Origin of the sequence: Corynebacterium sp. LaCa117, assembly GCF_046717765.1 — a bacterium.
Classification (GTDB): Bacteria; Actinomycetota; Actinomycetes; order Mycobacteriales; family Mycobacteriaceae; genus Corynebacterium; species Corynebacterium kefirresidentii.
On record NZ_CP177102.1, the window covers coordinates 2,405,539 to 2,429,389 of the forward strand.

The following is a 23,851-nucleotide window of genomic DNA, read 5'->3' on the forward strand; positions in this document are numbered from 1 at the left end:
TCAGACTAGCGCCCCGCTCACCCTAGATATAAACTTGCACGGCTACCCAGCCACGGCAAGGAAAGGGGCGCGAGTCCATGGATCTGGTTCGCATTCTCATACGACGGTCGGCACCATATACGCCGTATTTCATAGCAGTGCTCGTGCTTCAGGCCCTCTCCACGGCCGCCACACTCTATCTCCCATCGCTCAATGCCAAGATCATTGATGAAGGCGTGGCCCAAGGCGATGTAGATTTCATTTGGCACACCGGTGGGATCATGCTTGCCGTTGCTTTTGCCCAAGTCATCACCGCCATTGGCGCCGTATGGTGCGGCAGCCGCACCGCCATGGGCGTAGGCCGAGACGTGCGCAGCCAGGTGTTTCGCCACGTCAATTCCTTGTCGACTGAGGATATGAGCCGCTTTGGCACGCCTACGCTTATCACCCGTGGCACCAATGACGTCCAGCAGGTGCAAATGGTCTATATGATGATGCTCAACTTCATGGTGACCGCGCCGATTATGTCCATCGGCGGCATCATCATGGCCATGCGCGAAGACGCCGGGCTGTCCTGGCTGGTGTGGGTGTCCGTGGCAGTATTGCTTGGCACAATTTCCGTCATCATTGCCCGTCTCATGCCACTCTTTCGCATCATGCAGGACAAGCTGGATGCCATCAATGGCACCCTGCGCGAGCAAATTACCGGCATTCGCGTGGTGCGCGCCTTCGTGCGTGAGGCGTACGAAACCGAGCGTTTTACCCAGGCTAATAAGGAAATTACCCAGCTGTCTTTGAACATCGGCCGCCTTTTCGTGGTGATGTTTCCGCTCATTACGGTGATCCTCAACGTGGCCACGGGCGCGGTGCTGTGGTTTGGTGGCCATCGCGTAGACGAGGGATTGGTCAATGTCGGATCCCTCACCGCATTCTTGCAATATCTGCTCCAAATTCTCGCTGCGGTAATGATGGGAACATTCATGGCGATGATGCTTCCGCGCGCCATCATTTGCGCCCGCCGCATCACTGAAGTTCTCAACCATGAGCCGTCCATTACCCCGCCGGAGTCCACCACAACCCCGGAGACGTCCACCGGTACGGTGGAATTTCGCAATGTCAGCTTTTCCTATAGCGGCGCAGAGGCACCGGTGCTAGAGGATATTTCCTTTACCGCGCAGCCCGGAACTACCACGGCCATCATCGGCTCGACCGGCTCGGGCAAAACCACCCTAATTTCCCTTATCCCGCGCCTATATGTTCCGACGGAAGGCCAGGTGCTTATCGACGCCACCCCGACGACCTCCCTGGCCCGCCAGGACATCGTCCAGCGCGTGTCCCTCGTTCCGCAAAAGGCTTACCTTTTCAGTGGAACGGTCGCTTCCAACCTGCGCCTTGGCCGCCCCGAAGCCACCGATGAGGAGCTCTGGGAGGCACTGCGCGTAGCCCAGGCTGATTTCGTGGAGGACCTAGACATGCCTATCGCTCAAGGCGGCACCAATGTCTCCGGCGGCCAGCGCCAACGCCTATCCATCGCGCGCATGCTGGTCGCCCGCCCGCTGGTTTACCTCTTTGATGATTCCTTTTCCGCGCTGGACGTGGCTACCGACGCCAAGGTGCGCGCCGCAATGCAGGCTTCCTTCGCACAACGTGAGCAACCGGTGACCAGCATAATCGTCGCCCAGCGCGTGGCATCCATTCGCGATGCCGACCAAATCCTGGTACTCGATGCCGGCCGCATTGTTGACCGCGGCACGCACGAGGAGCTCCTTGGGCGTTGCGCTGTGTACCAAGAAATTGTTGATTCCCAAGAAACCGCCGCTGCTGCAGGAGGCGCGAACTAATGGCTGAAAATACCGCCTCCACCGCCGAGTCCACGGAGCACTCCACCGGCCCCATGGGCGAATCTGCTCCGCGCCAAGCCAAAAACTTTTGGCCCTCCATCAAGCGCCTCTTTTCCTTGCTTGCCCCATTTAAGCGCAGACTATGGGCCGTAGCAGCGATGAATATTGTCTGTATCTTTTTGGCAGTTGTGGCACCCAAGGTCATGGGCAAGGCCATGGACGTCATCTTCGCCGGAGTTATCTCCCGTAACCTTCCTGCCGATATAACCGCCCAACAAGCCATCGATGGCATGCGTGCGCAAGGACAGGACCGCTTCGCAGACATGGCTTCCGCTATGGACTTCATCCCTGGCCACGGTATTGACTTTCAGCGCTTGGGTACGCTCATCATTACCGTTATCGCAATGTATATCGTCTCTTCCGGCTTCCAATGGTGGCAGGGGGCCATCCTCAATAAGATCAGCATGGATACCGTGTTTGACCTGCGTGAGCAGGTAGAGGCCAAGATTAATGCGCTGCCGCTGAACTACTTTGATTCCCAGCAGCGCGGCGATATCCTCTCGCGCACCACCAATGACATCGACAACGTGCAGCAGGCCCTGCAGCAAGCACTTTCGCAGCTGTTTTATGACGCGCTTTTGGTCATTGGCATCACCATCATGATGTTTAGCGTTTCCTGGCAGCTCGCGCTGGTTGCTCTCCTGGCCCTGCCGCTTACCGCTCTAGTCATCGGAGTCATCGGTGGACGCTCACAGCGCCAATTCAAAACGCAATGGCGCTCTACCGGACAACTCAATGGCCAGGTAGAAGAATCCTTCTCCGGCCATGACCTCGCCATCATCTTCGGGCGCACGGAAGCTATGACGGAGGAATTTGATAAGCGCAACGAAGAGCTCTACCACTCCGCAGCTAAGGCTCAGTTCCTGTCCGGCATCATGATGCCAATCATGCAGTTCCTGTCCTATCTGTCCTACGTTGCCATCGCGGTCTTGGGCGGCCTGCGCGTGGCTAATGGCCACATGACTTTGGGCGCAGCCACTGCGTTTATCCAGTATTCTCGCGAGTTCAACCAGCCGTTGGGCCAGCTTGGCGGCATGATGCAGCAGGTGCAGTCCGGCGTGGCCTCGGCCGAACGCGTCTTTGAGCTTCTCGACGCCGAGGAACAAACCCCCGACACCACCGACGAGGACCTCCCCGGCCGCGCCCGCGGACTCGTTGAATTCCAAGACGTTGATTTCTCCTACTCGGAGGATAAGGAACTTATCACCGGCCTCAACCTGCGTGTGGAGCCCGGCCAGACCGCAGCAATTGTCGGCCCTACCGGCGCCGGCAAGACCACCTTGGTCAACCTGCTCATGCGCTTTTATGACTTAAACGACGGTCAGATTCTCATTGACGGGCACGATATCGCCCGCATGCCTCGCCAGACGCTACGCTCCCAGGTGGGAATGGTGCTTCAGGACGCCGTGCTCTTCAAGGGGTCGATCATGGAAAACATCCGCTACGGACGCTTGGACGCAACGGACGAGGAGGTCATCGCCGCTGCAAAGGCAACTTATGTGGACCGCTTCGTACACGCCCTGCCCGATGGTTATAACACCATTATCGACCAGGACGGCGGTGCTATCTCGGCCGGCGAGCGTCAGCTCATCACCATCGCTCGCGCTTTCTTGGCCCAGCCCGCGCTGCTCATCCTCGATGAAGCTACTTCTTCGGTCGATACCCGCACCGAAGTACTCGTCCAAGAAGCGATGAACGCGCTGCGCGCGGATCGCACTTCCTTTGTCATTGCCCACCGCTTGTCCACCATTCGCGATGCTGACCTCATCCTCGTCATGGAAAAGGGCACCATCGTCGAACAGGGCTCGCACGATGATCTCCTTGCGGCCCAGGGCGCATATTGGCGCCTACATCAGTCCCAGTTCGCGCAGGGATAGGCCACCTGAGCGTTCTTTTCCGGCCCCGGCGAAGAGCTATCCCAGCCCCACAGTCACCGTCGGCGCGTTGAAATGAGCGCCCTTGAGGTTAACCAGCTCAAGGGTGACATCGCGCAGCTCGATATGGTCCATGACTACGTCTGGCACCTGTGCATCGGGGACGGGGTGCGGCTCTGGGACACCGAGCTTATCCAGCACGGCCTTGATATCGTCCCGGCTCAAATCGATTTCTGCGGAAGGCGCAGAAACATCCCCCACCGCCGGGGTGGCTTTGAGCCCGGTAGCCATGATGGTCACCGGTCCCCCGCGCACCTCGGTAGTATCTCCACCTGTGGTTAGCATGCCATCGCCATAGCGCCCGGGTAGCGTAATCCCCAGATTATCGATGTCGAGGTTCTCGCCCTTGAGCTCCAACACCCGCACATCGCCACTGGCGGTGGGGAAAGTACCCAAAGAAACGGTGACATTTTTCGTCAGCGTCACCTTATCCGCGAAGACGGTACTGAAGTATGGAGCCGCTGGGGCGTCTTGCGCCTTGACCCGCTCGGAACCGCTCACACCAGCGACCACCAAAGCACAGGTCAACACGGCTAGGCAGCTGCGTGCTGCCCGCGGCATCGCCCTCGTCATTGTTCAGCTGCTTCCTTGGCGCGGCGCTCCTTCTCCCCTGGTTGCCAGGCAAAGGTAAAAGCCCCACCAATAATGCCGAGCAGGGAGCCGATAATGAAGCCACCCAAATTGGACGTCGGCAAGGCGATAATGGCCACGATGATGCCTAGCACTCCGACATAATTCGAGGTTGCCGGCTGGAACCACGCACCAAGCCCAAACATAGCCAGCAACACGCCAATAAGCAGCGTAGATACGCCAGAAATAGTGGAGATCATGACCAAAAGGTCAGAAATATGGATGGTGATATAGGCCGGCGCGGCAATGATGATGCCGGATAGGATGAGCAATAGGCCGGGGATAAACGGCCGGCCGGTGCGCCAGCGGCGAAAGCGCTGCCAAGCACTAGGCTTGGATTCCGCGCCCGATGCCTCGACTGTCGGGAGGGTCTGTGTTTCTTCCGTGGCGGGCTCAGCAGCCATTATCGGATCCCCTCCTCACCGTCACTCCCACATTCTTGGCAGAAAGGCGCTGCGCGCCCACGGAGGTAGCCTTCACATCATCGGCTTTGAGGGAGACCTGCTTGGAATAGAGGCCCCAAGTGCCGGGATCTGCGGTATCGCTGAGCTGATTGGCATCGATGCCCACGTTGACATCCTGCATCACCAAGGAACCATCCACGTCGGTCGCACCGACCAGCAGGCTATCGGACTCCACGCTGCCCTCACCCTCAGCCTTCAGCGCGAGGGTAGCTTCTCCACCAACGCCGGGCACCTTCGGAACCGTCACGGAAAGGCACAGGTCAGAGACCTTGGCATGGTCCAGCTTGATGCGCGCGACGGGAAGGTGTTCTTCGGCCTTTTGGTCATCATCAACAAAAAGCGAAAAGCCTTCTCCGTCCAAGTGCCCCATGGTGATCTTGAAAAAGCTACCGGAAAGGGCCAGGTTTGCGGTCAAACCACCCTGCGCCACGGCAAAGCCGGTAACACCAAAGGCGGCAAGGCCTGCGGTCAAGGCCACCGCGGCCTTGGTGATATTCGTTTTGCCCATGGCGATTTGCCCTTTCTGCGGCGGTCTAGGTCCACTTCTTGCCAGCTTGGGCCCTGCTGCGGCCACCGGCACTGGCTATACCCCGCCGCCGTGTACAGCACGTTTAAAAAGAATATGACGGCCGAGTTTCTCAAATTGATAGTGTACCGCCCATCCTGCCGAAATACCGCACTGAATGCAGACTCTGGGATTTTCACCCTAAGGCTTTAAGGTAGAGAGAAACGTGGAGCATCAGTATTAAAGGAGCACGCATGACCACCGTGTTCGGTTGGATCGCTATAGCCGCATCGATTCCGGTGTGGTTGTACTTTTTCACCCGCGTATGGGCCCTCTTCAAGTTCATCCGCTCGGGCGGGCCTCCCCAGCTCAAGCGCACCGATAACCCGGGCAAACGCCTATGGCGCGTGATTGCGGAGGTCTTTGGCCATTCCCACTTCAAGGGCAAGCCTCTGGTCAATGCCGCCCACTGGCTGGTGATGGTGGGATTCCTTTTCGGCATCCTGGTGTGGTTCGAAGCCTATATCCAAACCTTCGCACCGAATAAGGGCTGGCCGTGGCTCAGCCACTGGCCGGTCTACCACTTTGTGGAAGAAGTCTTGGGCATCGCGACGGTGCTCGGCATTGGCTTCCTCATCGGTGTGCGCCTCAAGCTCGGCGATACCGAGCGTGGCAGCCGCTTTTTCAACTCCCAGACCGCCTCCGCACGCTGGGTAGAGTTCATCGTCTTTTCTGAGGGCCTCGGCATGCTCTTGGTGAAGTCCACCAAGATCGCCACCTACGGCGGCGGTTCCGCCTGGGCGGATTTCTTAAGCATCCACTTGGCCAAGCTCTTCCCCGAGTCACCGGCCCTGGTAAGCTTCTTCGCCCTGTTCAAGCTGCTGTCCGGCATGCTGTTTATCGTCTTCATTTCCCGCAATTTCCAGTGGGGCGTGATGTGGCACCGCTTCACCAGCTTTTTCAATATCTTCTTCCAGCGCAATGCCACCGGTGAGAAGGCACTGCAGTCCCTGCCCACCCCGGACTTGGAAGAGGACATCACACCAGGCAGCTGGAAGATGCTGCTGGATTCCACTTCATGTACCGAGTGCGGCCGCTGCCAGGAGCTATGCCCTGCCTGGAATACCGAGAAGCCACTGAGCCCCAAAAAGCTCATGATGGACCTGCGCCAGGGCGCACTGGATAATTACAACCCGCACGAGGGCCTGGATGTACTGTCCATGGCCGGCGTTATCGATGACGACGTGCTGTGGTCTTGTACCAACTGTGGTGCGTGCGTGGATCAGTGCCCTACCGATATTGAGCACATCGATCACATCGCGGACCTGCGCCGCTTTAAGGTGCTAGCGGAATCGGACTTCCCCTCCGAGCTCACCGGCCTATTCAAAAACATGGAAAACAAGGGCAACCCGTGGGGCCGGAATAATTCTGAGCGCCGCGCCTGGATCGATGAGGCCCGCGCCGATGGCATCGACGTGCCCATCATCGGTGAGGACGAGGCCGATTTCTCCGATATGGAATACCTGCTCTGGGTGGGCTGCGCCGGTGCTTATGATGATGACGGCCGCCGCACCACCCGTGCGGTTGTAGACCTGCTGCACACCGCAGGTGTGAAGTTTGGTGTGCTCTCCACAGGCGAGACCTGTACGGGCGATCCCGCACGCCGCGCTGGCAACGAGTTCCTTTTCCAGATGATGGCGCAGCAAAACGTAGAAACCCTCAACAATGCCTTTGACGGCGTACCGGAGGGCCAGCGCAAGATCATCACCACTTGCCCACACTGCTTTAATACCATCCGCAACGAGTACCCGGACTTTGACGGACATTTCGACGTCTTCCACCACACTCAGCTGCTCAACCGCCTGGTACGCGAAGGCCTGCTCAAACCAGTGCCGCGCACGCCGGAGAACCGCAAGCCGATTACCTACCACGACCCTTGCTTCCTCGGTCGCCACAATAAGGTCTTCGATCCCCCACGCGAGCTACTCGAGGCCACCGGCGTGGAACTGCGCGAGATGGACAAGAACCGCGACGAAGCCTTCTGCTGTGGCGCCGGCGGTGCCCGCATGTTCATGGAAGAAAAGCTCGGCACCCGCATCAATGACTTCCGCACCGAGCAGGCTTTGGAGACCGGCGCGGAAGAAATTGCCACCGGTTGCCCCTTCTGTAATGTCATGATGACCGGCGGCGTGAAGTCCTTGGCGCAGGATTCCACCCCCGCCGCCAAGGTCAATGACGTGGCTGTAATGCTGCGCAATTCTATTTCCCTCGATGAGGCCGGTACCCTGCCTGAGCCCCACCCCAAGGCCTTCCTTGCCACCCCGGTGCGCCACCAGAAGGCTGCGGAGTCCACCGAGCCTGCCCCGCTTGCCGACGCCCCCACTTCCGATGCTCCCAGCGCCCCCGCCCCGTCCGCCTCGGCACCGGCAGCCCCAAGCGCACCCGCGGCGCCCTCGGCACCAAGCGCGCCCGCCGCCCCTGCGGCACCGGCTGCGCCTGCGCCAAGTGCACCTTCTACTCCATCAGCGCCAACGCCTCCAGCTGCACCGCAAGCTCCCCAAGCACCGGCAACTCCCGCAGCACCAAGCGCACCTACCCCACCGAGTGCCCCGGCAGCACCTGCACCGAAAGCACCAGCCGCTCCAACACCACCAAGCGCTCCAACGCCGCCGAACGCACCCGCAGCGCCCGCAGCACCCGCGCCAAGCGCACCTTCTGCTCCATCGGCACCGACGCCTCCAGCTGCACCGCAAGCTCCCCAAGCGCCGGCAGCTCCCGCAGCACCAAGCGCACCTACCCCACCGAGTGCCCCAGCAGCACCTACACCAAAGGCACCCGCAGCACCGGCCGCACCCGCTGCGCCCGCGGCACCTGCTGCGCCTGCACCAAGTGCACCTTCTGCTCCGTCGGCACCGACGCCGCCAGCTGCACCGAAGCCCCCACAGGCTGCGCCGCCAGCACCGCCGGCGTCGGAAAGCGCGCCACAGCCGCCTGAATCTGAGTAGGCGCGCAGGGGCATGGGTGCGTACGCTGTAGTCCATGCATTTTAATGCGGGACTCCCCACCGATGCCCTGCTGCTGGCGGCAGGCGCGACCGAAAATACACACTCCCTCGTCTCCTTCGCTTGGATCATGGCCGCGGCTCTGCTGGCGCCGCTGGTCTCCTATATGTTGGGCCACCGTCTTCCATCGGTAGCCCTCTTGCTGATTTTCGGCATGATTATTGGCCCTTCGGTACTCGATTTAGCCGCCGAGGACGAAGGCATCGAAATGCTCAAGGAGCTCGGCGTGGGAGCGTTATTTCTCCTCGCGGGCTTTGAAATTCAAATCTCCACCCTCAAAACCAAGGAAGCCGGAACGGCGTTATCCACTTGGGCAATCTGTGCCCTCGCCTGTGGAGTGGGCGCCTACTTCCTCGTAGATAACGTGCCCGGTGCCATCGTGGTTGCCTTGGCACTGACTTCAACGGCGCTGGGCACGCTCACGCCGATGCTGAAACAAGACCGCATTCTGGGCACCAAGGTGGGCAACTCTGTGATGATTCACGGTGCCATTGGTGAGGTCGCCCCTATTACCGCAATGGCACTATTGCTGGGTACCCGTTCCACGCTGACGACGATGATCATTTTGTTGTTCTTCATCATCATCGCCGTTGCTGTCGCCATCATGCCAGCGGCTATCGCATCAACGATCCCTTGGGTAAAGACCGCCTTTATCTCTGGTGCGGGCTCAACCAACCAAACGATTCTGCGTCTTATCATCCTTATTCTGGCCATTCTTATGGCCGTTACCGCAGTCTTTGAACTCGATATTGTGCTCGGTGCTTTTGCCGCCGGCATCATCTTGAACCGCATTATCCCGGATGAATTCCACCGCCGCCTAGAGCACCGCCTCGATGTGGTGTTTTATTCGATGCTTATTCCAGTCTTCTTTGTGGTCTCTGGCATGAGCATTAGCTGGGATACCATCGCTCATAATCCGTGGAAGGTACTGGGCATTCCAGCTCTCATCTTGGTGACGCGTGGCCTGCCCGTCTTCTTGCGTGAAAATGTTGGGCATACCGGATCTGATATTGAAACCTTCCGCGAGCGCCTCCAAGTAAGTTTGTATTCCGCCACCGGTCTGCCAATCATCGTGGCGGTAACGTCCCTGGCGGTCAATTCCGGAATCATGGAGGCCGAGAATGCCTCGATCTTCGTCTCCGGTGGAGCGCTTACCGTCGCCATCTTCCCATTCTTGGCCAGCCTGGTGGGCGGAAACCAGCAAGAAAAGAAGGACGAGAAGATCCCTGACGCTGAATCCAAGGACCTATAGGCTGCGTTCGCTGAGAGCACGTCCCTGGAAGGGCAGAATTTTCCTAGACTGGAAATTGTGAGTAATAACTTTGGTTCTTCCCCTGTCAATCGGACTCTGCGTCTGTCCGATTCCGAGCGCAACGATGCCATCAATGACCTCGCCCGCGCCGTGGGTGAAGGCCGGTTAACCATGGAGGAGTTCGAGGACCGCTCGGACGACGTCATGCGCGCCAGCACCCACCAAGACCTCGTGCCCGTCTTCCAAGATATTCCGGCGCGTGGTTCCCACGAGGTCAAGATTTATTCTCGAGGAGACGTCACCCGTGCCCATAATGCAGGCAAGAAACCGAAGTTTGCGACTGCCCTTTCCGGCTCTGTGGTGCTTGCAGTAGCAAGCCCCACGCTAATCTTCTTGAGCGCTACCATGAGCAGCCCATGGCTTTTGCTGGGAGGCGCGGTAGCAGCCGCGCTCATCCCTATCCTGTGGATTCTGCTCTACGTTGCCAAGGTGGGCCCTTCCTCGTGGCACGCCCCATCCGTGCGCCAAATTGAAAAGGAGCAATTACGCGAGATTCGCGCGCTCACGGCACATGAGCGCGCACAGCAAAAAATGATCGAAGAAAAGATGTGGGCCGATCGCCGCATGCAAGCCGGCGAAATTACCGGACAGGCTATGGATCTGGCCAAGCGCAAATTCAGCGAGTGGAATAAAAAATAGTCATCTCCGCTGTTAAAGCGTTTTGTGTGGCTGTGAATCGTGGCACAATATTCCCATGACTTCTCCGAAACACCGCATCTTTGACCAGTCCGACAAACTCAAGGGCGTCGCGTATGACATTCGCGGCGAGGTCTCTGCGGAAGCGGAACGCATGGAGCTCGATGGGCACACCATCTTGAAACTCAACACCGGTAACCCAGCCGTCTTTGGCTTCGAGGCTCCCGATGTCATCATGCGCGATATGATCGCTGCCCTGCCTACTTCCCAGGGCTATTCCACCTCCAAAGGAATCATTCCTGCTCGTCGGTCCATTGTTACCCGCTACGAGCTAGAAGATTTCCCACCCTTTGATATCAACGATGTCTTCTTGGGCAATGGCGTCTCCGAACTCATCAGCATGACCACCCAGGCGCTGCTTAATAATGGCGATGAGGTTCTCATCCCAGCGCCGGATTATCCGCTGTGGACCGCAGCTACTTCCTTGGCAGGCGGCACCCCAGTGCACTACCTGTGCGATGAGGAGGATGACTGGAATCCATCCATTGCGGACATCGAGTCCAAGATTACGGATAAAACCAAGGCCATTGTGGTCATCAACCCGAATAACCCAACGGGTGCGGTCTACTCCCGCGAAGTTTTGCAGAAGATTGTCAACATCGCCCGCGAGCATAACCTGCTCATCTTGGCTGATGAGATCTATGACCGCATTCTTTACGACGGCGCGCAGCACATCTCCATCGCTTCGCTCGCCCCGGACCTGCTCACCATCACATTTAATGGCTTGTCCAAGGCCTACCGCGTGTGTGGCTACCGCGCTGGTTGGATGGTGCTCACCGGCCCTAAGCACCACGCCCGTGGCTTCATCGAGGGACTGGAGCTTCTGGCCGGAACGCGCCTGTGCCCGAACGTACCGGCGCAGCACGCTATCCAAGTGGCGCTAGGCGGCCGACAGTCCATCTACGAGCTCACCGGTACCGGCGGGCGTCTTTTGCGCCAGCGCAATATCGCCTATGAAAAGCTCAACGAGATTCCCGGCGTTTCCGCGGTAAAGCCTATGGGCTCGCTCTACCTCTTCCCGCGCTTGGATCCGAATGTGTATGAAATCCATGATGATGCCAAACTCATGCTGGATATTTTGAAGGCGGAAAAGATCCTCATGGTGCAGGGAACTGGCTTCAACTGGCCGAACCCAGATCACTTCCGCGTAGTCACGCTGCCGTGGGCATCCCAGATCGAAAACGCCATCGAGCGCCTTGGCAACTTCCTGGTGAGCTATAAGCAGTAGTTTTCTCCCCCACCAGTTGCTAATGATACTGACAATCCATAACAATATGGTGCATGGGAAGACATTCCGCGGGACCTAAATCTCAGCCGACCCCTAGTTCATGGGGTCGGCTCTCTACTTCGATAACTCACCATCCATGGCGATTAACCTTGCTCGGCGTGCTCGTCACAGCGCTAATAGCCACCATTGCGGGCATGGCAGTGCTGTGGCCTCAGAGTCCAGCCTCCGAGCACACCTCCACCGATTTTCGGCAAACCTATGCCCTCAACCACCCACAGGTCGAGGGCACGGTCGATACGACAGACCACTCGGCTTGCCAATCGGAACTTACTGGTCAGGCCTTCGATACACCGCCACTTATTCCTGGGACTGAGGAAGTGCAGTGCGACCGTGCCCTGGTCAATATCACCTCCGGCGAGGACGAAGGTCGCATGACCCAATTGGTCACCTACGGCAATGCCGGCGATCCGCAGCTTAAACCGGGCGACAAAATTGTTCTTTCCAAAGCAGATGACCCTTCCGGCGCTGCGTCCTATGCTTTTGCTGATTATCAGCGCACCAGAAGCCTAGCTCTGTGGGCAGTTATCGTGGCCGTCGTCATTATCGCTTTTGCGGCCTGGCATGGCGTGCGCGCCCTTATCGGCTTGACGCTCAGCCTAGGCGTGATCTTTGCGTTCCTCGTCCCCGCTCTTATCGACGCCCATAACCCCCTCTGGTCCGCCCTTGTTGCCTGTTCCGCCATCATTCTGTTCGCCGTTCCTCTCGTCCATGGACTGAATTGGAAATCGGCATCGGCGGTGGGCGGCTCCCTTATCGCTCTCATTCTTGCAGCAGCGTTAGCGTGGGCCGCTATCGATAGTTCGCAGCTACAAGGCTATAGTTCCGAGGACAACCTGAAGCTACTTCTTTATATGCCCAACGTGTCCATCGTGGGCGTGCTCTTATGCGGTTTTGTGGTCGGTGCCTTGGGCAGCCTTGCCGACGCCGCCGTGGCCCAAGCATCCACCATTACCGAACTCCACGGAGCGGACCCTGATGCTCGCCCTTCACAGCTTTTCCTCTCCGCAATGAAGGTGGGCCGCGACCATATTGCCTCAATGGTTTATACGCTAATTCTGACCTATACCGGTGCGACCTTGCCACTGCTCATGTTGATCACCGCAGCGGAGCGCCCCGCAGGCCAGATTTTAAGCAGCGATCTCGTCGCAACGGAGCTGCTGCGTTCCGGAGTAGGTGCGATGGCATTGACCCTCGCGGTTCCCATCACTACAGCCATTGCAGCTTTCACAGTGCCACAGCGCGCACAATCTTAGGGCCCTTATGCAGAAGGCTGAGCAGCGCAATAATCACGCTGCTCAGCCTTTGTATCTCAGAAGTAGAGGACCTAGAGGGTGCGCCCCAAGGCCTCGACCTTCCAGCCCGCCTGCTGCCAGTCTGCGACAGGCAGCACATTGCGGCCATCGATAATGTGCTTATTGTCCACAAGCTGGCCCGCCTGCTGCGGATCCAATTCTTTGAACTGCTTCCACTCGGTAGCCAAAATCACCAGTTCAGCCTCGCGCAGGGCATCGTCAGTGTCCGCGGCGTAATCCAAGGTTGGGAATACCTTCTTGGCGTTGTCCATGCCTTCTGGGTCATAGACGGTTACCGCCGCGCCAGCCAGCGACAGGGAACCGGCAACGGCAAGGGCAGGCGAATCGCGCACGTCATCGGAATTCGGCTTAAACGCACAGCCCAATACGGTCACGCGGTGGCCAAGCAGGGAGCCATTGAAGGCTTCCTTGGCAAGGTCCACCACGCGGTCACGGCGGCGCATATTGATAGCATCCACCTCACGCAGGAAGGTCAGCGCCTGGTCGGCGCCAAGCTCGCCAGCACGGGCCATGAAGGCGCGGATGTCCTTGGGCAGGCAACCGCCACCAAAGCCGAGGCCAGCGCCCAGGAACTTGCGGCCGATGCGTTCGTCGAGCCCAATGGCGTCGGCAAGAGCGGTAACGTCCGCGCCTGCAATCTCGCAGATCTCAGAAACGGCGTTGATAAAGGAAATCTTGGTGGCCAGGAACGCATTAGCGGAGACCTTGACCAGCTCGGCGGTCTGCCAATCCGTCACGATGAATGGGGTGTCCTGCGATAGCGGCTGAGCATAAACCTCGCGCGCTACCTCTTCGGCACGGCTTTCGCCCTCGCGCACACCGAGAACGATGCGGTCTGGGGTGATGGTGTCCTTGACGGCATACCCCTCACGCAGGAACTCCGGGTTCCATGCGATTTCCACGGTGGTGCCTTCTGGGGCAAGCTCATTGGCTAGCTCTTGGAGCTCTGCAGCCGTTCCCACCGGAACGGTGGACTTACCAAAGATGATGTGATCGCCCTTGAGCTTGGGCACCAGATCCGTGATGACGGCCTTCACGTAGGTCATATCCGCTGCGTAGGAACCGCGGCGCTGCGGGGTACCTACGCCCAAAAAGTGCAGGTTGCCGAACGCGGCTGCTTCTTCATAGTCCGTGCTGAAGTCAAGACGGCCGGCCTCGATATTGCGCTCGAGAACCTCCGGTAGGCCCGGTTCATAGAACGGAACCTTGCCCGATTTAAGAGCGGAAATTTTATTGTCATCTACGTCCACGCCTAGTACTTCATGGCCAAGCTCGGCCATGCAGGCAGCATGGGTTGCACCCAAGTATCCGGTGCCGATTACAGTCATACGCATAAAGCCCCATATTAGAGGCTCTATGTGAATGCCGGTTTAAGCCTATCGAAAATTCAGGTAAGACTTCGATGGCGTCGGTCCGCGCTGACCCTGGTACTTCGAGCCCAGCGAGCCGGTGCCATATGGGCTTTCCGCTGGTGAAGTCATCTTGAAGATAGCCAGCTGCCCCACCTTCATGCCCGGCCACAGGGCGATGGGCAGGTTGGCGGTATTAGAAAGCTCGAGCGTGATGTGACCGGAAAAGCCTGGGTCAATAAAGCCCGCGGTGGAGTGGGTCAACAATCCTAAGCGGCCGAGGGAAGACTTGCCCTCCAAGCGGCCAGCCAAGTTCGCAGGCAGGGTGAACTTTTCCAACGTAGCACCGAGCACGAACTCGCCTGGGTGCAGGATGAAGGACTGATCTTCTTCTACCTCCACCAAGGTGGTGAGATCCGGCATTTCCTCTTTGGGGTCAATATGCGTATACCGCGAGTTATTGAATACGCGGAAATATTTATCCAAGCGCACGTCTACCGAGGAGGGCTGGATAAGCTCGCTGTCGAAGGGCTCGATGCCCAACTCTTCGGCGTCGATGGCGGAACGGATATCACGATCTGAAAGAAGCACGGCCCCAATTCTACTCATGCCGAAGGCCAAGGTGTATAGTAGGCCGGAGCGCACAAGTGCGCAGTGCCGACGTAGTTTAATGGTAGAACTGCAGCTTCCCAAGCTGCTAGCGCGGGTTCGATTCCCGTCGTCGGCTCCAATGTCATGAGTCGCGACATGTTTGACAGATGTGTCGCGACATCGTTGACAAACCGGCATCTCAGTTTCTTTTTGTTCTGGGGTGCCGGTTTCTTCGATCGGGCGATCAGTGCAAGGGTTCACCGGCCCGAGCAGCAGTACCAAGACGTCATAAAGAACACTTACGCCTGACGGTCGACACCCTTCCGCTATCCGACTTTAGAAGGTGCCTTAGGTCCTAAGTGGCCGCACTTTTTATCGGCGCCACTGGGCCGCTGCTTTGATGGCGTACAGCTTTGACGATGGCCATATTGCGGTTGGGACTGTTCATAGTGTCAAACATGTCCCGACTCACCAGTCAAGTATCACCTAACATGGTAAGGTAACCCTAAGCGTCAAATATGTCGCGACTCACCTGTCAAGCATCACGACGATTCCCTCAAAAACAAACTGTGAACTATATCATAACCTCAGACGATGCGCGTATCGGGCACTTAACGCTTGACGTAGCATAGCCGGTACATGACAACGCTCTGAGAGGCTTCTTGAGGGCTTGATTTGTGTAATGTACAAGTCCAGAGACTTTGCACCAATTGCTTAACAGCAGCTAATTTCGACTTCATACGATGACTGCAAGATCCTAGAAGACACCCGCGCTATAAGACGCTAGATTTTAGGGTTGAGCATTCATGAACGAATGTCCCATCACCTGGGCGGGAAGCAACCTGTACCAATATAGAGAGTTGAAGTAATGGCGAAACACTCCACCTCAAAAACACCTAATACCAATGCCGTCATTGCACTCGCGCTCATCGTTCTTGGATTAGGTGTGCTGCTGTACCCCGTGGTAGCTACGCAATGGAATAACTACTCACAGTCTCGTGCCGCTGACGAGTATTCCAGACTAGAGAAAAATGTTCCTCCAGAAACTTTACACACGGCTTTGGAACAAGCTCGTAGATATAATGCACAGCTGGGGGAAATCGACGTGCATGACGCGTGGAATACTTCAGATAATGAACACTCACCTGAATACCAGCGCTATCGCCAGTACCTCTCTGTCCTTTCAGAAACCGAAGCGATGGGACGAATTATCATTCCGTCCATTGACTCTGACCTCCCAATCTATCATGGTACCTCGGAGCGTGCCCTCTCCCGCGGCGTCGGACATCTTTACGGCACTGATCTCCCAGTGGGGGGCGTTGGTAGAGGTGAGGGACGGCACGTAGCCCTATCTGCCCACACTGGCCTGCAAGATGCCACGCTTTGGGACAACCTTCCTAAGGTGAAGAATGGAGACAATTTTTATATTGCTGCCGGCGGCGAGAAATTTAAATACGAAGTCCATGATGTTCGCGTAGTGGTGCCCTCAGACACAAGCTCGCTCAAACGGCAAACTAACAAAGATCTCGTCACTCTCATTACCTGCACTCCTTACGGGATCAATACTCATCGACTCCTTATCACTGGGCATCGAGTACCAATGGATCCCGCTGACGAATCCACATTCGGCAAAACCGGAATTCACTGGCAGTGGTGGATGTGGGCGATTTTGGTCACCGCGGTCATCATAATCGTCCTTGCAATCATTTGGTGGTTCAAATTCGTGAAAGGAGGGCGGACCGCAGCGCGACAGTCGCCAAGCAAATGACCATAAGGGGCCTAGTAGTCCCAAACGCTAGGACCCCGCGGGCAACCAATTACGCTTGGCGTCGCCTCAAAGCAGTGCAGCCTGTAATTACGATCAAAGAACCTGTGAGAACCCACAGACCCACGCCCGCCCCGCCGGTTTTAGGAAGCTCCCCTTTCCTGATATCAGCAATCTGTATAATCCCGACTTCTCTGTCACAGCTCGTGTTGCTGGACTTCTCGCACTCGTTTCCGGAAGTAGCCAGTGCGCCACCTGAAAGTATCTTTATAGCCGCATTTCCGTTATCATCCCATGCCGTGGAAAATTTAACAGGCTCACGCAGCAAATTGTATCCCTGCGGCGCTTGGGACTCGATGAGATAGTAGATTCCGGGTGCATCGAGGCCATTTAACCGCACACGACCTTCTGCAGCAGTCGTCGACTGCTGCACCGCCGGATTAACATCCGTATTAACGCTGCCATCAGGGTTAAACTGCAACTTTCCGTTAGCATCGCCTCTATAAACAGTGAACTTAGCGCCACTCAACAATCCATCGTTTTGGATTTTTCCTGCGGCCTTGGAATCATAGCTAACCTTTTCGAGAAGAACGTCCATCTTCTGGTTTTTTAGAGGAATACAATCGGTATCTTTCCATCCGCCCATTTCGGCTTCGTTCATAAGCCCAAAATTCGGCTCATACAGCCCATCCTTGACATAGCAGCGAAAATTACCGGCTGGCTGGCTTGGCTGTCCAGATGGCACCACCGAGTTGTCCAATTTAGCCCGATCTAGTTTGAAGCGAACGGTGACTTCATAAACGTGTTGTCCAGTACTTCCGTCAACTCCTTTTGGCTTAATGATCTTTGGTTCCGCATTACCGTTAAGTTCAAAAGGGCCAGCACCCGGAGAGTACGTAGCTTGGCTAGGCTTGTTGAATTCATCTTTAAAGACAACCGAAGCGCCAGTAACCGAAGCTGCGCCCACAAATTTCGGCGTATCAGTCAACTTTCCGTAGATTACTTCGTTACTGTCAAACCCTGGCGCATCCGGGGCAGAAACGACAACGTTGTATTTCACGGTGTATTCGTTGTCAGAACCTTGAACTGGTCGTGGTTCACTGTCGACAGCAACTTTATCGAAGCAAGCTTCAACCGCTACGTTATCGTCATCAGCCGGACGAGCTTCAGAGTCCGTAGGCAGGAGCCCCACCTTGTTCGGGCTACATACTGTCTTAAGATTGCCGTACTTATCTTTGCGCACTGGAGCGGAGACTATAAAGTCCACCTTCGCACGGCCAGGAATAGTTCCCACGTATCCACGCAGATAGCGCGACTCACCACTAGTTGCAGACGGCACATCCATTCCTGCGTAGATACCAGACCCAGTTCCAATCTGATCAGATCCAGGCATACGACCATTCAACTTCGTTGAGTCTGGGCCAAAACCCTCAAATCGGGCGGTGGGACCATTCGCATTCACGCCGTAATGAGTATCTGTAGGTAGGTAGTCAAAAAATGAGCCTCCAGCGCTCGGGTTATTGGTAGTATTTTCGACCGTAATAGTCCAATAAGTTCGCACTTCCCCGTCCGTTACCTTGGTTTCCGAGCGCAATTTTCTCACTGCGAGGTTAGACTGCAGCTCCGGGGGCGGCGGAACTAAATTAGACGCGCCATCTGTATTGAATGAAGACGGCAGATTATTCATTATGTTGACCAACTGGAAACTTGGATCCGTAGATTCCGCGTTAGCAATTCTTAGTTCAAACCCCATTTGGTTTGCTTGGCTGCTTCCTGATCCGAATCCCAAATTCCCATTGGAATAGGTCCAGGCTTTACCCCATGAAGATGAAGGATTAGAAATTCCCCTCCCATCTATAGTTTTTATATTAGTCAGATCCCAGGTTGCTATCTGCCCAGTTGTCGTGTCAATTCGCTCAAGAATTAGCTTTTCGCCGGCTTTCGCCTTGCTCTGGAAGCCCCACATGTACTTCTGCGAGTTTGGAAGGACCGCCCAATCTTCCGCATATGACATTTGATTCCCAAACACACGTTCAGCAGTCACAGTATCAGTATTAATCTTATAAAAACGCCGAGTACCGGAGGTTGATGTATTAGCGACAAAGAATCCCTCGCTGGTATATACCCCCGCGTTAATCACATTCCGGTCCCCGTCGGTTTCAAACGCCGAGTCACTACTCCCAGCCTTATGAATCGGTCCTAGGTTGTGTATTTCTCCTGTAGCGGGATCAATCTGCAGAAGATTTCCTCCAGGAAAACAAGGGTCCCCTCCACGATCCTGACTAATAGCATAGAGCCAGTTATCCTTAGGGTTGAAAGCTAAAGCGTTATATACCCATGAAGTCTTCCCAACCACTTGGTAGTCACGACCCTGATCAAACTGACGGTTTAGGATCGAAGTATCACGATTTTGATTGGAAGGTGTGCTTGTCACAACATATACAGGACTGCCGTTCGCAAACTCCTCTGGTGTCAGTTTACGTGGCGCTTGCTTCGTCTGTACCTTCGACTCAGCCGTGCACACAGGCGTAGGAATGGTAAAAGTAGCAGAAAATACGGTAGAGGGGGCCCCACGATAAACGCCCATAAACTGGATTTGTGCGTTTCCACCAATTGTTATTTCAGGGAGTATAACCCTGTATTTCCTCCCACTTATCTTCTCATAAGTCGCAGCCGCTTCATACCAGCCGCCGTTCTTTCCCGTGTAAAAAATCTTTTGATTGAGCGAATCCGTCGATAAATAACTATCGACATTGGACTCGAGGATGACTTCAGTCCCCTTCCTCAGAGTGATTGTGCCGTTGGTAAGTTCGCCGGCGGGAATCTTAAAGTCAGGAATATAGAGATTCCCCTTAAGAATATAATTCTGCTGTTTATCGATTCTGAACGTACGATCCCCTGCAGCATAAGAAGTAATGCTGTACGGAGCAACGGAACGCAATTCCTCCCGAGGCACCGTCATTGATTCTTGGGAAGCGCCCTCCGTCTCTTGTGGCGAATTTTCCTCACTGAGTTCTCGCACATCATCAGTATCACGTTCCGCTTCATCGGAAGCGCTTCTAACGTTGATCGCAATTCCACTAAGGGTTGCGCTTTGCTTCGCAATTGGAGCTTCCAAGGAAACCTTCGTACCCGAAGACACTGTTGTAGCAAGATCCGTGACCCGTAATGTAGCGGGACTTCCTGCCGCATCTATGGTCAGATTTTCTCCCTCACTGACAGGAATTTCTCTGTCACCAATAGTTAGTTTGTAATCCCCCTCTGACAGAACAAGACTTGGTTCTACATCGAAACGAAACTCGAGTTCTTCAATCGTCCCGTCGTTATCAAAATGCCCTTCGAAGGTCGCAGACTCCCCATCACTGATATCTAATATATCAGCGGAATCTAGTTTAACCGTGACACCAGTGGCTTGTGCTGAAGCAGCAGCGCCCACAATCTCAGGGACGGCAGAAGGAACAATGAATGCAAAAATGAGAGTTACAACAGCAACGATCGCCGCTAAAGCGTAAGGGTGGCGCCTTGTCGGCAGAATTTCATTTGTCGTATTCCAGGACATTAGCGTCCCTCACTTTCCATGTTTTTCTTACGACCAACGACGACGAGAATGAAGCCAGCTCCGAGAAGAATGGCTGCAATAATGACCAACCTAACTACTTGGGCACCAGTGATTGCTAGCGATCCACTTTTCGTCGTAGAACCTGAAGTGTTTGGCGGAGTCGTTGAGATCTCAGCGATAGGAGTAGAGGCTGTCGAAGTGCTTGGAGAAATGGGCGGAGTATTCGGGGGACTTGTCGTCGAAATCGTCGGTGTTTCTGGCGGAGTAACTGGCGGTGTCAGCGGCGTTCCCGGAATATGAGTTTTAGCTACGATAACGCCTGGAACGGGTGTCGGGTTTTCCATTATCGAGTGAAAAGGAACAGCCACGATAAACTCGCTAATTTCCCGATAGGAGTCACTAGGTGCGCTGGAGCTCACGACGTAAAACCCAGTAGCCAGATTCTCAAACGTCGTTTCGCCCCGAGCATCAGTAACTTGAGTCCGCTGCCTGTCTCTTTGCCAGTTTTGCAATTCTGTTAAACTTAAACCCTCGATGCGACTTACATCGGCCGGTTTCGTTGGGTCAAGCCCAACCAGTCGGTCAAGATGAATGCTAACGCCCTCGATCTCACCAGCAGGCAGATCCCCATCCTTTTCTGGATTTCCTTGAGTGAGGCGAATTGTGAGTACATCAGTACCTACTGTCTGTTCCACCCCAGTAGGACTTTGAAGCCCTGCGACCTGTACCGCGTCGGCTGTGCCTATCCCCACGCAACCGAACATGCACGCTAGACCGGTAGCGGCGACCTTGGCCAAATTCACTCTAAAAGCCCTCATCGTTTTGCTCCCACGGGTTACTTACCTCTTCAGAATCCTTTGCAGCATCTCCGCGCCCTAGCTCTTGTCCGATCGTGCTATCTGCATTCCCATTTTTTCGAAAAGCCCCGTTTGTTCCTAGGGAATCGTGGTTCTTTTGCTGAGACCATATCCACCTCGCGAACCAACAGCCCAGAACTAAGACTGCGGCGAGAAGTGCATACATCCACCACTGCCAACCTGCACCATGGAAGTTATCGAATACTTCCTTATCATTTGCGTTCATCGGTATCTGATGACCACGCACCAACAACCGGTGACTGTTAATTCCATATGGTGTACAAGTTATAAGTGTTATATAGTCTCGATCTGCTGCCGCCTGTAGGCTATCGACCTCATGTGGTAGTACCACGGAGATATCATCGACTTCATATTTCAATTTATGACCGGCAACTTGAATGAAAAATTCATCGCCCACAGCTGCTGAGTCCAAATGATCAAACATCGTCGAATTTGACAAACCCGTGTGGCCAGTGATTATCGAGTGCGACCCTACTCCGCCCACAGGCAAGTCCGAACCATATAGATGCCCTAATCCGCGCTGCAATGTGTCAGTTGCCGTTCCGTGAAAAACCGGTAAATCCACGTCGATTGCAGGAAAAACCAAGCGGGCCATGGCGTCCGTTTCAGCTAGTTCTCCCAGGTACTCTTTGTATTCGGGATTATCTACCCCAATGTGATTGAGCCAAGGGTCCAAGATCGGTCCAGTGTTCCGCTCACGGTTGTATCTATGTGCACTCTCCCATAAAGAGTCTTGTATCTGTTGGGGAGCGGTGTCATCTAGACGCGCGTATTCTTCAGCTGCCCGCGAGGTATTCCAATTATTCCATGCTGTAGACACCACTGGATACAGCATTACCAATAGACCGATGACAACAACAACTACAGGAAGCGCCAACCCTCCATGTCCCAATTTCCTTCTTTTTCGGTCGGGGCTTGACGCCACCACCAGGGCGTTCGATTTTTCCACGGTATAGCTCCCCACTGACAACACACATCACAATGTTTAGCGCACTACGCACGTCACTGCGATTTGAAGTTCGAAAGGGCGAGGAATAGTCAGAACAAAGTTTGGGAAGCTGCGGAGGCCTGAAACACCGCTTCCCAGCTCGTGCCGTAGATAGCCGCCCAACCAATCTACGGCACCAGCTGAACTACCGCCTAGTCTCGGCTGCTCCGACGAGCGAACCACACACCAGCTGCGACAATTGCTGCGCCAATCGCAGCCAAGATTCCTACACCAGCACCACCCGTCATAGGTAGATTCGGCGTATCTTGCTTGATGTTGTTGATCTCAGAGACCAAAGTAATTTCATCATCACCGGCAAGTTCACCGGTCTTTTTAATATTGTCGCGAGTGAATTCTATCTCGGTCACTGGTTTATCTGGAAGTGCGTACCCAGCTGGAGCTTTCGTCTCTTTCAAGCAGAACTTTTTGCGGTCTGGGGCTGCAATCTCTTTGTTATCCGCAAAGTCAGTTACATGCAGGCCATCAATAGTCACAGAACCGTCATCACCCGTCGACCACTTATTGGTTCCATTGACGGTCAATGGACCGTTACCCAAATCACTAGCCGAAGTACACTGGTACAGCTCAAATTCTGCCCCTTGCAGAACCTTGTTGGCTTCCTTGCCGTCCTTCTTTACAACTTTCAACTTCCCGTGGTAAGTGACAACTTCGTTGGTGTCGTTGTTAACGTCGCTTCCCGTATTGGGATTCGTGAAGATGACCGTACCTTTGTTCTTGAGCTCAGTCGTATTTCCAACCTCTTTACGCTTAACATTAAAGGTTAGCGACATCTTCGCTCCGGAAGCCACTTTACCCAGTCCCGCAGAATTGAGAGTCACTGTCAAAGTGTTGTTATTACCTGCTGAAGGGGCATCAACAGTGTAATCAGTCGGATTCAACACGGTGTTTCCGGCCTTAACCTCGGTAACCTTATCGAAGGCCAGACGCGGATCCAGCTGATCCTTGAACACGAACTTTTGCAGCGACTTACCTTGGCCCCACGTGGGAGCATCTGCCGTAATGGTGTAGCTGTAGAGGTCTTGGATATTCTTGTCTGCGTCCTTAACCGTTTTCTCGGTCTTCGTTTCCGTATTCTTCGGATATGCAATCACGTCATAGTTCCATGCATCCGACGCATCATTAACCATAGGTACGGAAACAATGAACGGAGCACCTGCCACGATGCCGTTTGGTGCCTTGGTCTCCTCTACCAAGTAAATACCCAAATCTAGATCATCAAAGAAGGCTTTACCCTCAGCATCGGTAGTCGCTTCTTTGGTGGTGGTTGTTTCATGGCCCTTGGCATCAGCCGCAGTCTTAGGGAACTTTGCCCAATCACCTTTTTGCAAGTCGTAGTCCAGCTTTGTGAGCTTATAGGTCACGCCGGGGAGAGCCGTGCCAGGTACGCCATCCATTTGCTCACCCGTGGCGGAATTACCGGACTCTGCCCCCTTTTTCTTGTACAAAGTAATCGAGCCGGTCTTACCAAAATCAATATTGGCCTTATTTACACCGTCAGGTTGCGCAATCTCAGTAGGATCCGCGGCGAATGCACCTGGCGCGGACACCCCCAATGACAAGCCAATAATCGCTGCAAACGACACTGAACGAACTGCACGAGAAACCACAGTCATGGC

General features: G+C 55.3%; 17 protein-coding genes and 1 tRNA gene. 9 read left to right on the forward strand and 9 right to left on the reverse strand.

From position 1 onward, the window contains the following. Window positions 1-77 precede the first annotated feature (77 nt). On the forward strand, window positions 78-1,820 hold the full coding sequence (locus tag ACLI1L_RS11615) for an ABC transporter ATP-binding protein (protein WP_411707629.1): 1,743 nt from the start codon (window positions 78-80) through the stop codon (window positions 1,818-1,820). After that, window positions 1,820-3,757: an ABC transporter ATP-binding protein gene (locus ACLI1L_RS11620; RefSeq protein ID WP_411707630.1), complete on the forward strand. Its 1,938-nt coding sequence runs from the start codon at window positions 1,820-1,822 to the stop codon at window positions 3,755-3,757. The genes ACLI1L_RS11615 and ACLI1L_RS11620 overlap by 1 nt, the downstream gene beginning before the upstream one ends. A 36-nt stretch (window positions 3,758-3,793) precedes the next feature. Here ACLI1L_RS11620 and ACLI1L_RS11625 read toward each other — a convergent pair whose 3' ends face one another. The 3 genes from ACLI1L_RS11625 to ACLI1L_RS11635 are packed head-to-tail and all read right to left on the reverse strand — an operon-like array spanning window position 3,794 to window position 5,416. Beyond that, entirely contained in the window at window positions 3,794-4,387 is a 594-nt protein-coding gene (locus ACLI1L_RS11625; RefSeq protein WP_411707631.1) for a hypothetical protein, read from the reverse strand. Further along, window positions 4,384-4,848: a DUF6114 domain-containing protein gene (locus tag ACLI1L_RS11630; RefSeq protein ID WP_411707632.1), complete on the reverse strand. Its 465-nt coding sequence runs from the start codon at window positions 4,846-4,848 to the stop codon at window positions 4,384-4,386. Before ACLI1L_RS11630 ends, ACLI1L_RS11625 begins: the two co-directional genes overlap by 4 nt. Further along, the gene (locus ACLI1L_RS11635) at window positions 4,838-5,416 is read right to left on the reverse strand and encodes a DUF6230 family protein (RefSeq protein WP_394286851.1); all 579 of its coding nucleotides are present in this window, start codon (window positions 5,414-5,416) and stop codon (window positions 4,838-4,840) included. The genes ACLI1L_RS11630 and ACLI1L_RS11635 overlap by 11 nt, the downstream gene beginning before the upstream one ends. A 251-nt stretch (window positions 5,417-5,667) precedes the next feature. Between ACLI1L_RS11635 and ACLI1L_RS11640 the strand changes: the two genes are divergently transcribed. The 5 genes from ACLI1L_RS11640 to ACLI1L_RS11660 all read left to right on the forward strand — a co-directional run bounded on the left by ACLI1L_RS11640 (window position 5,668) and on the right by ACLI1L_RS11660 (window position 13,024). Beyond that, complete coding sequence (locus ACLI1L_RS11640) at window positions 5,668-8,418, forward strand: (Fe-S)-binding protein (RefSeq protein WP_411707633.1); 2,751 nt, start codon at window positions 5,668-5,670, stop codon at window positions 8,416-8,418. Window positions 8,419-8,452: 34 nt separating this feature from the next. Next, window positions 8,453-9,727, forward strand: a complete 1,275-nt coding sequence (locus ACLI1L_RS11645) for a cation:proton antiporter (protein WP_411707634.1) — start codon at window positions 8,453-8,455, stop codon at window positions 9,725-9,727. A gap of 96 nt (window positions 9,728-9,823) precedes the next feature. Further along, the gene (locus tag ACLI1L_RS11650) at window positions 9,824-10,426 is read left to right on the forward strand and encodes a DUF1707 domain-containing protein (protein WP_411708375.1); all 603 of its coding nucleotides are present in this window, start codon (window positions 9,824-9,826) and stop codon (window positions 10,424-10,426) included. Between the two features lie 55 nt (window positions 10,427-10,481). Further along, a complete protein-coding gene (locus ACLI1L_RS11655) occupies window positions 10,482-11,711 on the forward strand; it encodes a pyridoxal phosphate-dependent aminotransferase (RefSeq protein WP_411707635.1) in 1,230 nt (409 codons plus the stop codon). Window positions 11,712-11,860: 149 nt separating this feature from the next. Next, window positions 11,861-13,024: a YibE/F family protein gene (locus ACLI1L_RS11660; RefSeq protein ID WP_317027152.1), complete on the forward strand. Its 1,164-nt coding sequence runs from the start codon at window positions 11,861-11,863 to the stop codon at window positions 13,022-13,024. Between the two features lie 71 nt (window positions 13,025-13,095). On the opposite strand, the gene ACLI1L_RS11665 is transcribed toward ACLI1L_RS11660, so the two are convergent. Continuing rightward, window positions 13,096-14,418 (reverse strand): UDP-glucose dehydrogenase family protein, encoded by a 1,323-nt coding sequence (locus ACLI1L_RS11665; RefSeq protein ID WP_005329402.1) that lies wholly within the window; start codon window positions 14,416-14,418, stop codon window positions 13,096-13,098. A 42-nt stretch (window positions 14,419-14,460) separates the two neighbouring features. Beyond that, the gene (gene dcd / locus ACLI1L_RS11670; protein ID WP_411707636.1) at window positions 14,461-15,024 is read right to left on the reverse strand and encodes a dCTP deaminase; all 564 of its coding nucleotides are present in this window, start codon (window positions 15,022-15,024) and stop codon (window positions 14,461-14,463) included. 65 nt (window positions 15,025-15,089) lie between these two features. On the opposite strand from dcd, the gene ACLI1L_RS11675 reads away from it, so the two are divergent. Together ACLI1L_RS11675 and ACLI1L_RS11680 are read left to right on the forward strand one after the other, a co-directional pair. Next, window positions 15,090-15,163: transfer RNA gene (locus ACLI1L_RS11675), tRNA-Gly, on the forward strand. A 729-nt stretch (window positions 15,164-15,892) separates the two neighbouring features. Next, window positions 15,893-16,792, forward strand: a complete 900-nt coding sequence (locus tag ACLI1L_RS11680) for a class C sortase (RefSeq protein WP_411707637.1) — start codon at window positions 15,893-15,895, stop codon at window positions 16,790-16,792. Between the two features lie 49 nt (window positions 16,793-16,841). On the opposite strand, the gene ACLI1L_RS11685 is transcribed toward ACLI1L_RS11680, so the two are convergent. The 4 genes from ACLI1L_RS11685 to ACLI1L_RS11700 all read right to left on the reverse strand — a co-directional run bounded on the left by ACLI1L_RS11685 (window position 16,842) and on the right by ACLI1L_RS11700 (window position 23,848). After that, window positions 16,842-20,348 carry a DUF6923 family protein gene (locus tag ACLI1L_RS11685; protein ID WP_411707638.1) on the reverse strand — a complete coding sequence of 1,169 codons (3,507 nt, stop codon included), beginning with the start codon at window positions 20,346-20,348 and terminating at the stop codon, window positions 16,842-16,844. After that, window positions 20,348-21,043 (reverse strand): hypothetical protein, encoded by a 696-nt coding sequence (locus ACLI1L_RS11690; RefSeq protein ID WP_411707639.1) that lies wholly within the window; start codon window positions 21,041-21,043, stop codon window positions 20,348-20,350. The genes ACLI1L_RS11685 and ACLI1L_RS11690 overlap by 1 nt, the downstream gene beginning before the upstream one ends. A 109-nt stretch (window positions 21,044-21,152) precedes the next feature. After that, on the reverse strand, window positions 21,153-22,175 hold the full coding sequence (locus ACLI1L_RS11695) for a class C sortase (protein ID WP_411707640.1): 1,023 nt from the start codon (window positions 22,173-22,175) through the stop codon (window positions 21,153-21,155). A gap of 191 nt (window positions 22,176-22,366) precedes the next feature. Next, entirely contained in the window at window positions 22,367-23,848 is a 1,482-nt protein-coding gene (locus tag ACLI1L_RS11700) for a SpaH/EbpB family LPXTG-anchored major pilin (RefSeq protein WP_086589082.1), read from the reverse strand. Window positions 23,849-23,851: the final 3 nt, after the last annotated feature.

Excerpts from the sequence above, each read along its gene's own strand:
- ACLI1L_RS11615 (WP_411707629.1), top strand. The coding sequence starts at position 78 with ATGGATCTGGTTCGCATTCTCATACGACGGTCGGCACCATATACGCCG.
- ACLI1L_RS11620 (WP_411707630.1), top strand. The coding sequence starts at position 1,820 with ATGGCTGAAAATACCGCCTCCACCGCCGAGTCCACGGAGCACTCCACC.
- ACLI1L_RS11625 (WP_411707631.1), bottom strand. The coding sequence starts at position 4,387 with ATGACGAGGGCGATGCCGCGGGCAGCACGCAGCTGCCTAGCCGTGTTG.
- ACLI1L_RS11630 (WP_411707632.1), bottom strand. The coding sequence starts at position 4,848 with ATGGCTGCTGAGCCCGCCACGGAAGAAACACAGACCCTCCCGACAGTC.
- ACLI1L_RS11635 (WP_394286851.1), bottom strand. The coding sequence starts at position 5,416 with ATGGGCAAAACGAATATCACCAAGGCCGCGGTGGCCTTGACCGCAGGC.
- ACLI1L_RS11640 (WP_411707633.1), top strand. The coding sequence starts at position 5,668 with ATGACCACCGTGTTCGGTTGGATCGCTATAGCCGCATCGATTCCGGTG.
- ACLI1L_RS11645 (WP_411707634.1), top strand. The coding sequence starts at position 8,453 with ATGCATTTTAATGCGGGACTCCCCACCGATGCCCTGCTGCTGGCGGCA.
- ACLI1L_RS11655 (WP_411707635.1), top strand. The coding sequence starts at position 10,482 with ATGACTTCTCCGAAACACCGCATCTTTGACCAGTCCGACAAACTCAAG.
- ACLI1L_RS11665 (WP_005329402.1), bottom strand. The coding sequence starts at position 14,418 with ATGCGTATGACTGTAATCGGCACCGGATACTTGGGTGCAACCCATGCT.
- ACLI1L_RS11680 (WP_411707637.1), top strand. The coding sequence starts at position 15,893 with ATGGCGAAACACTCCACCTCAAAAACACCTAATACCAATGCCGTCATT.
- ACLI1L_RS11685 (WP_411707638.1), bottom strand. The coding sequence starts at position 20,348 with ATGTCCTGGAATACGACAAATGAAATTCTGCCGACAAGGCGCCACCCT.
- ACLI1L_RS11700 (WP_086589082.1), bottom strand. The coding sequence starts at position 23,848 with ATGACTGTGGTTTCTCGTGCAGTTCGTTCAGTGTCGTTTGCAGCGATT.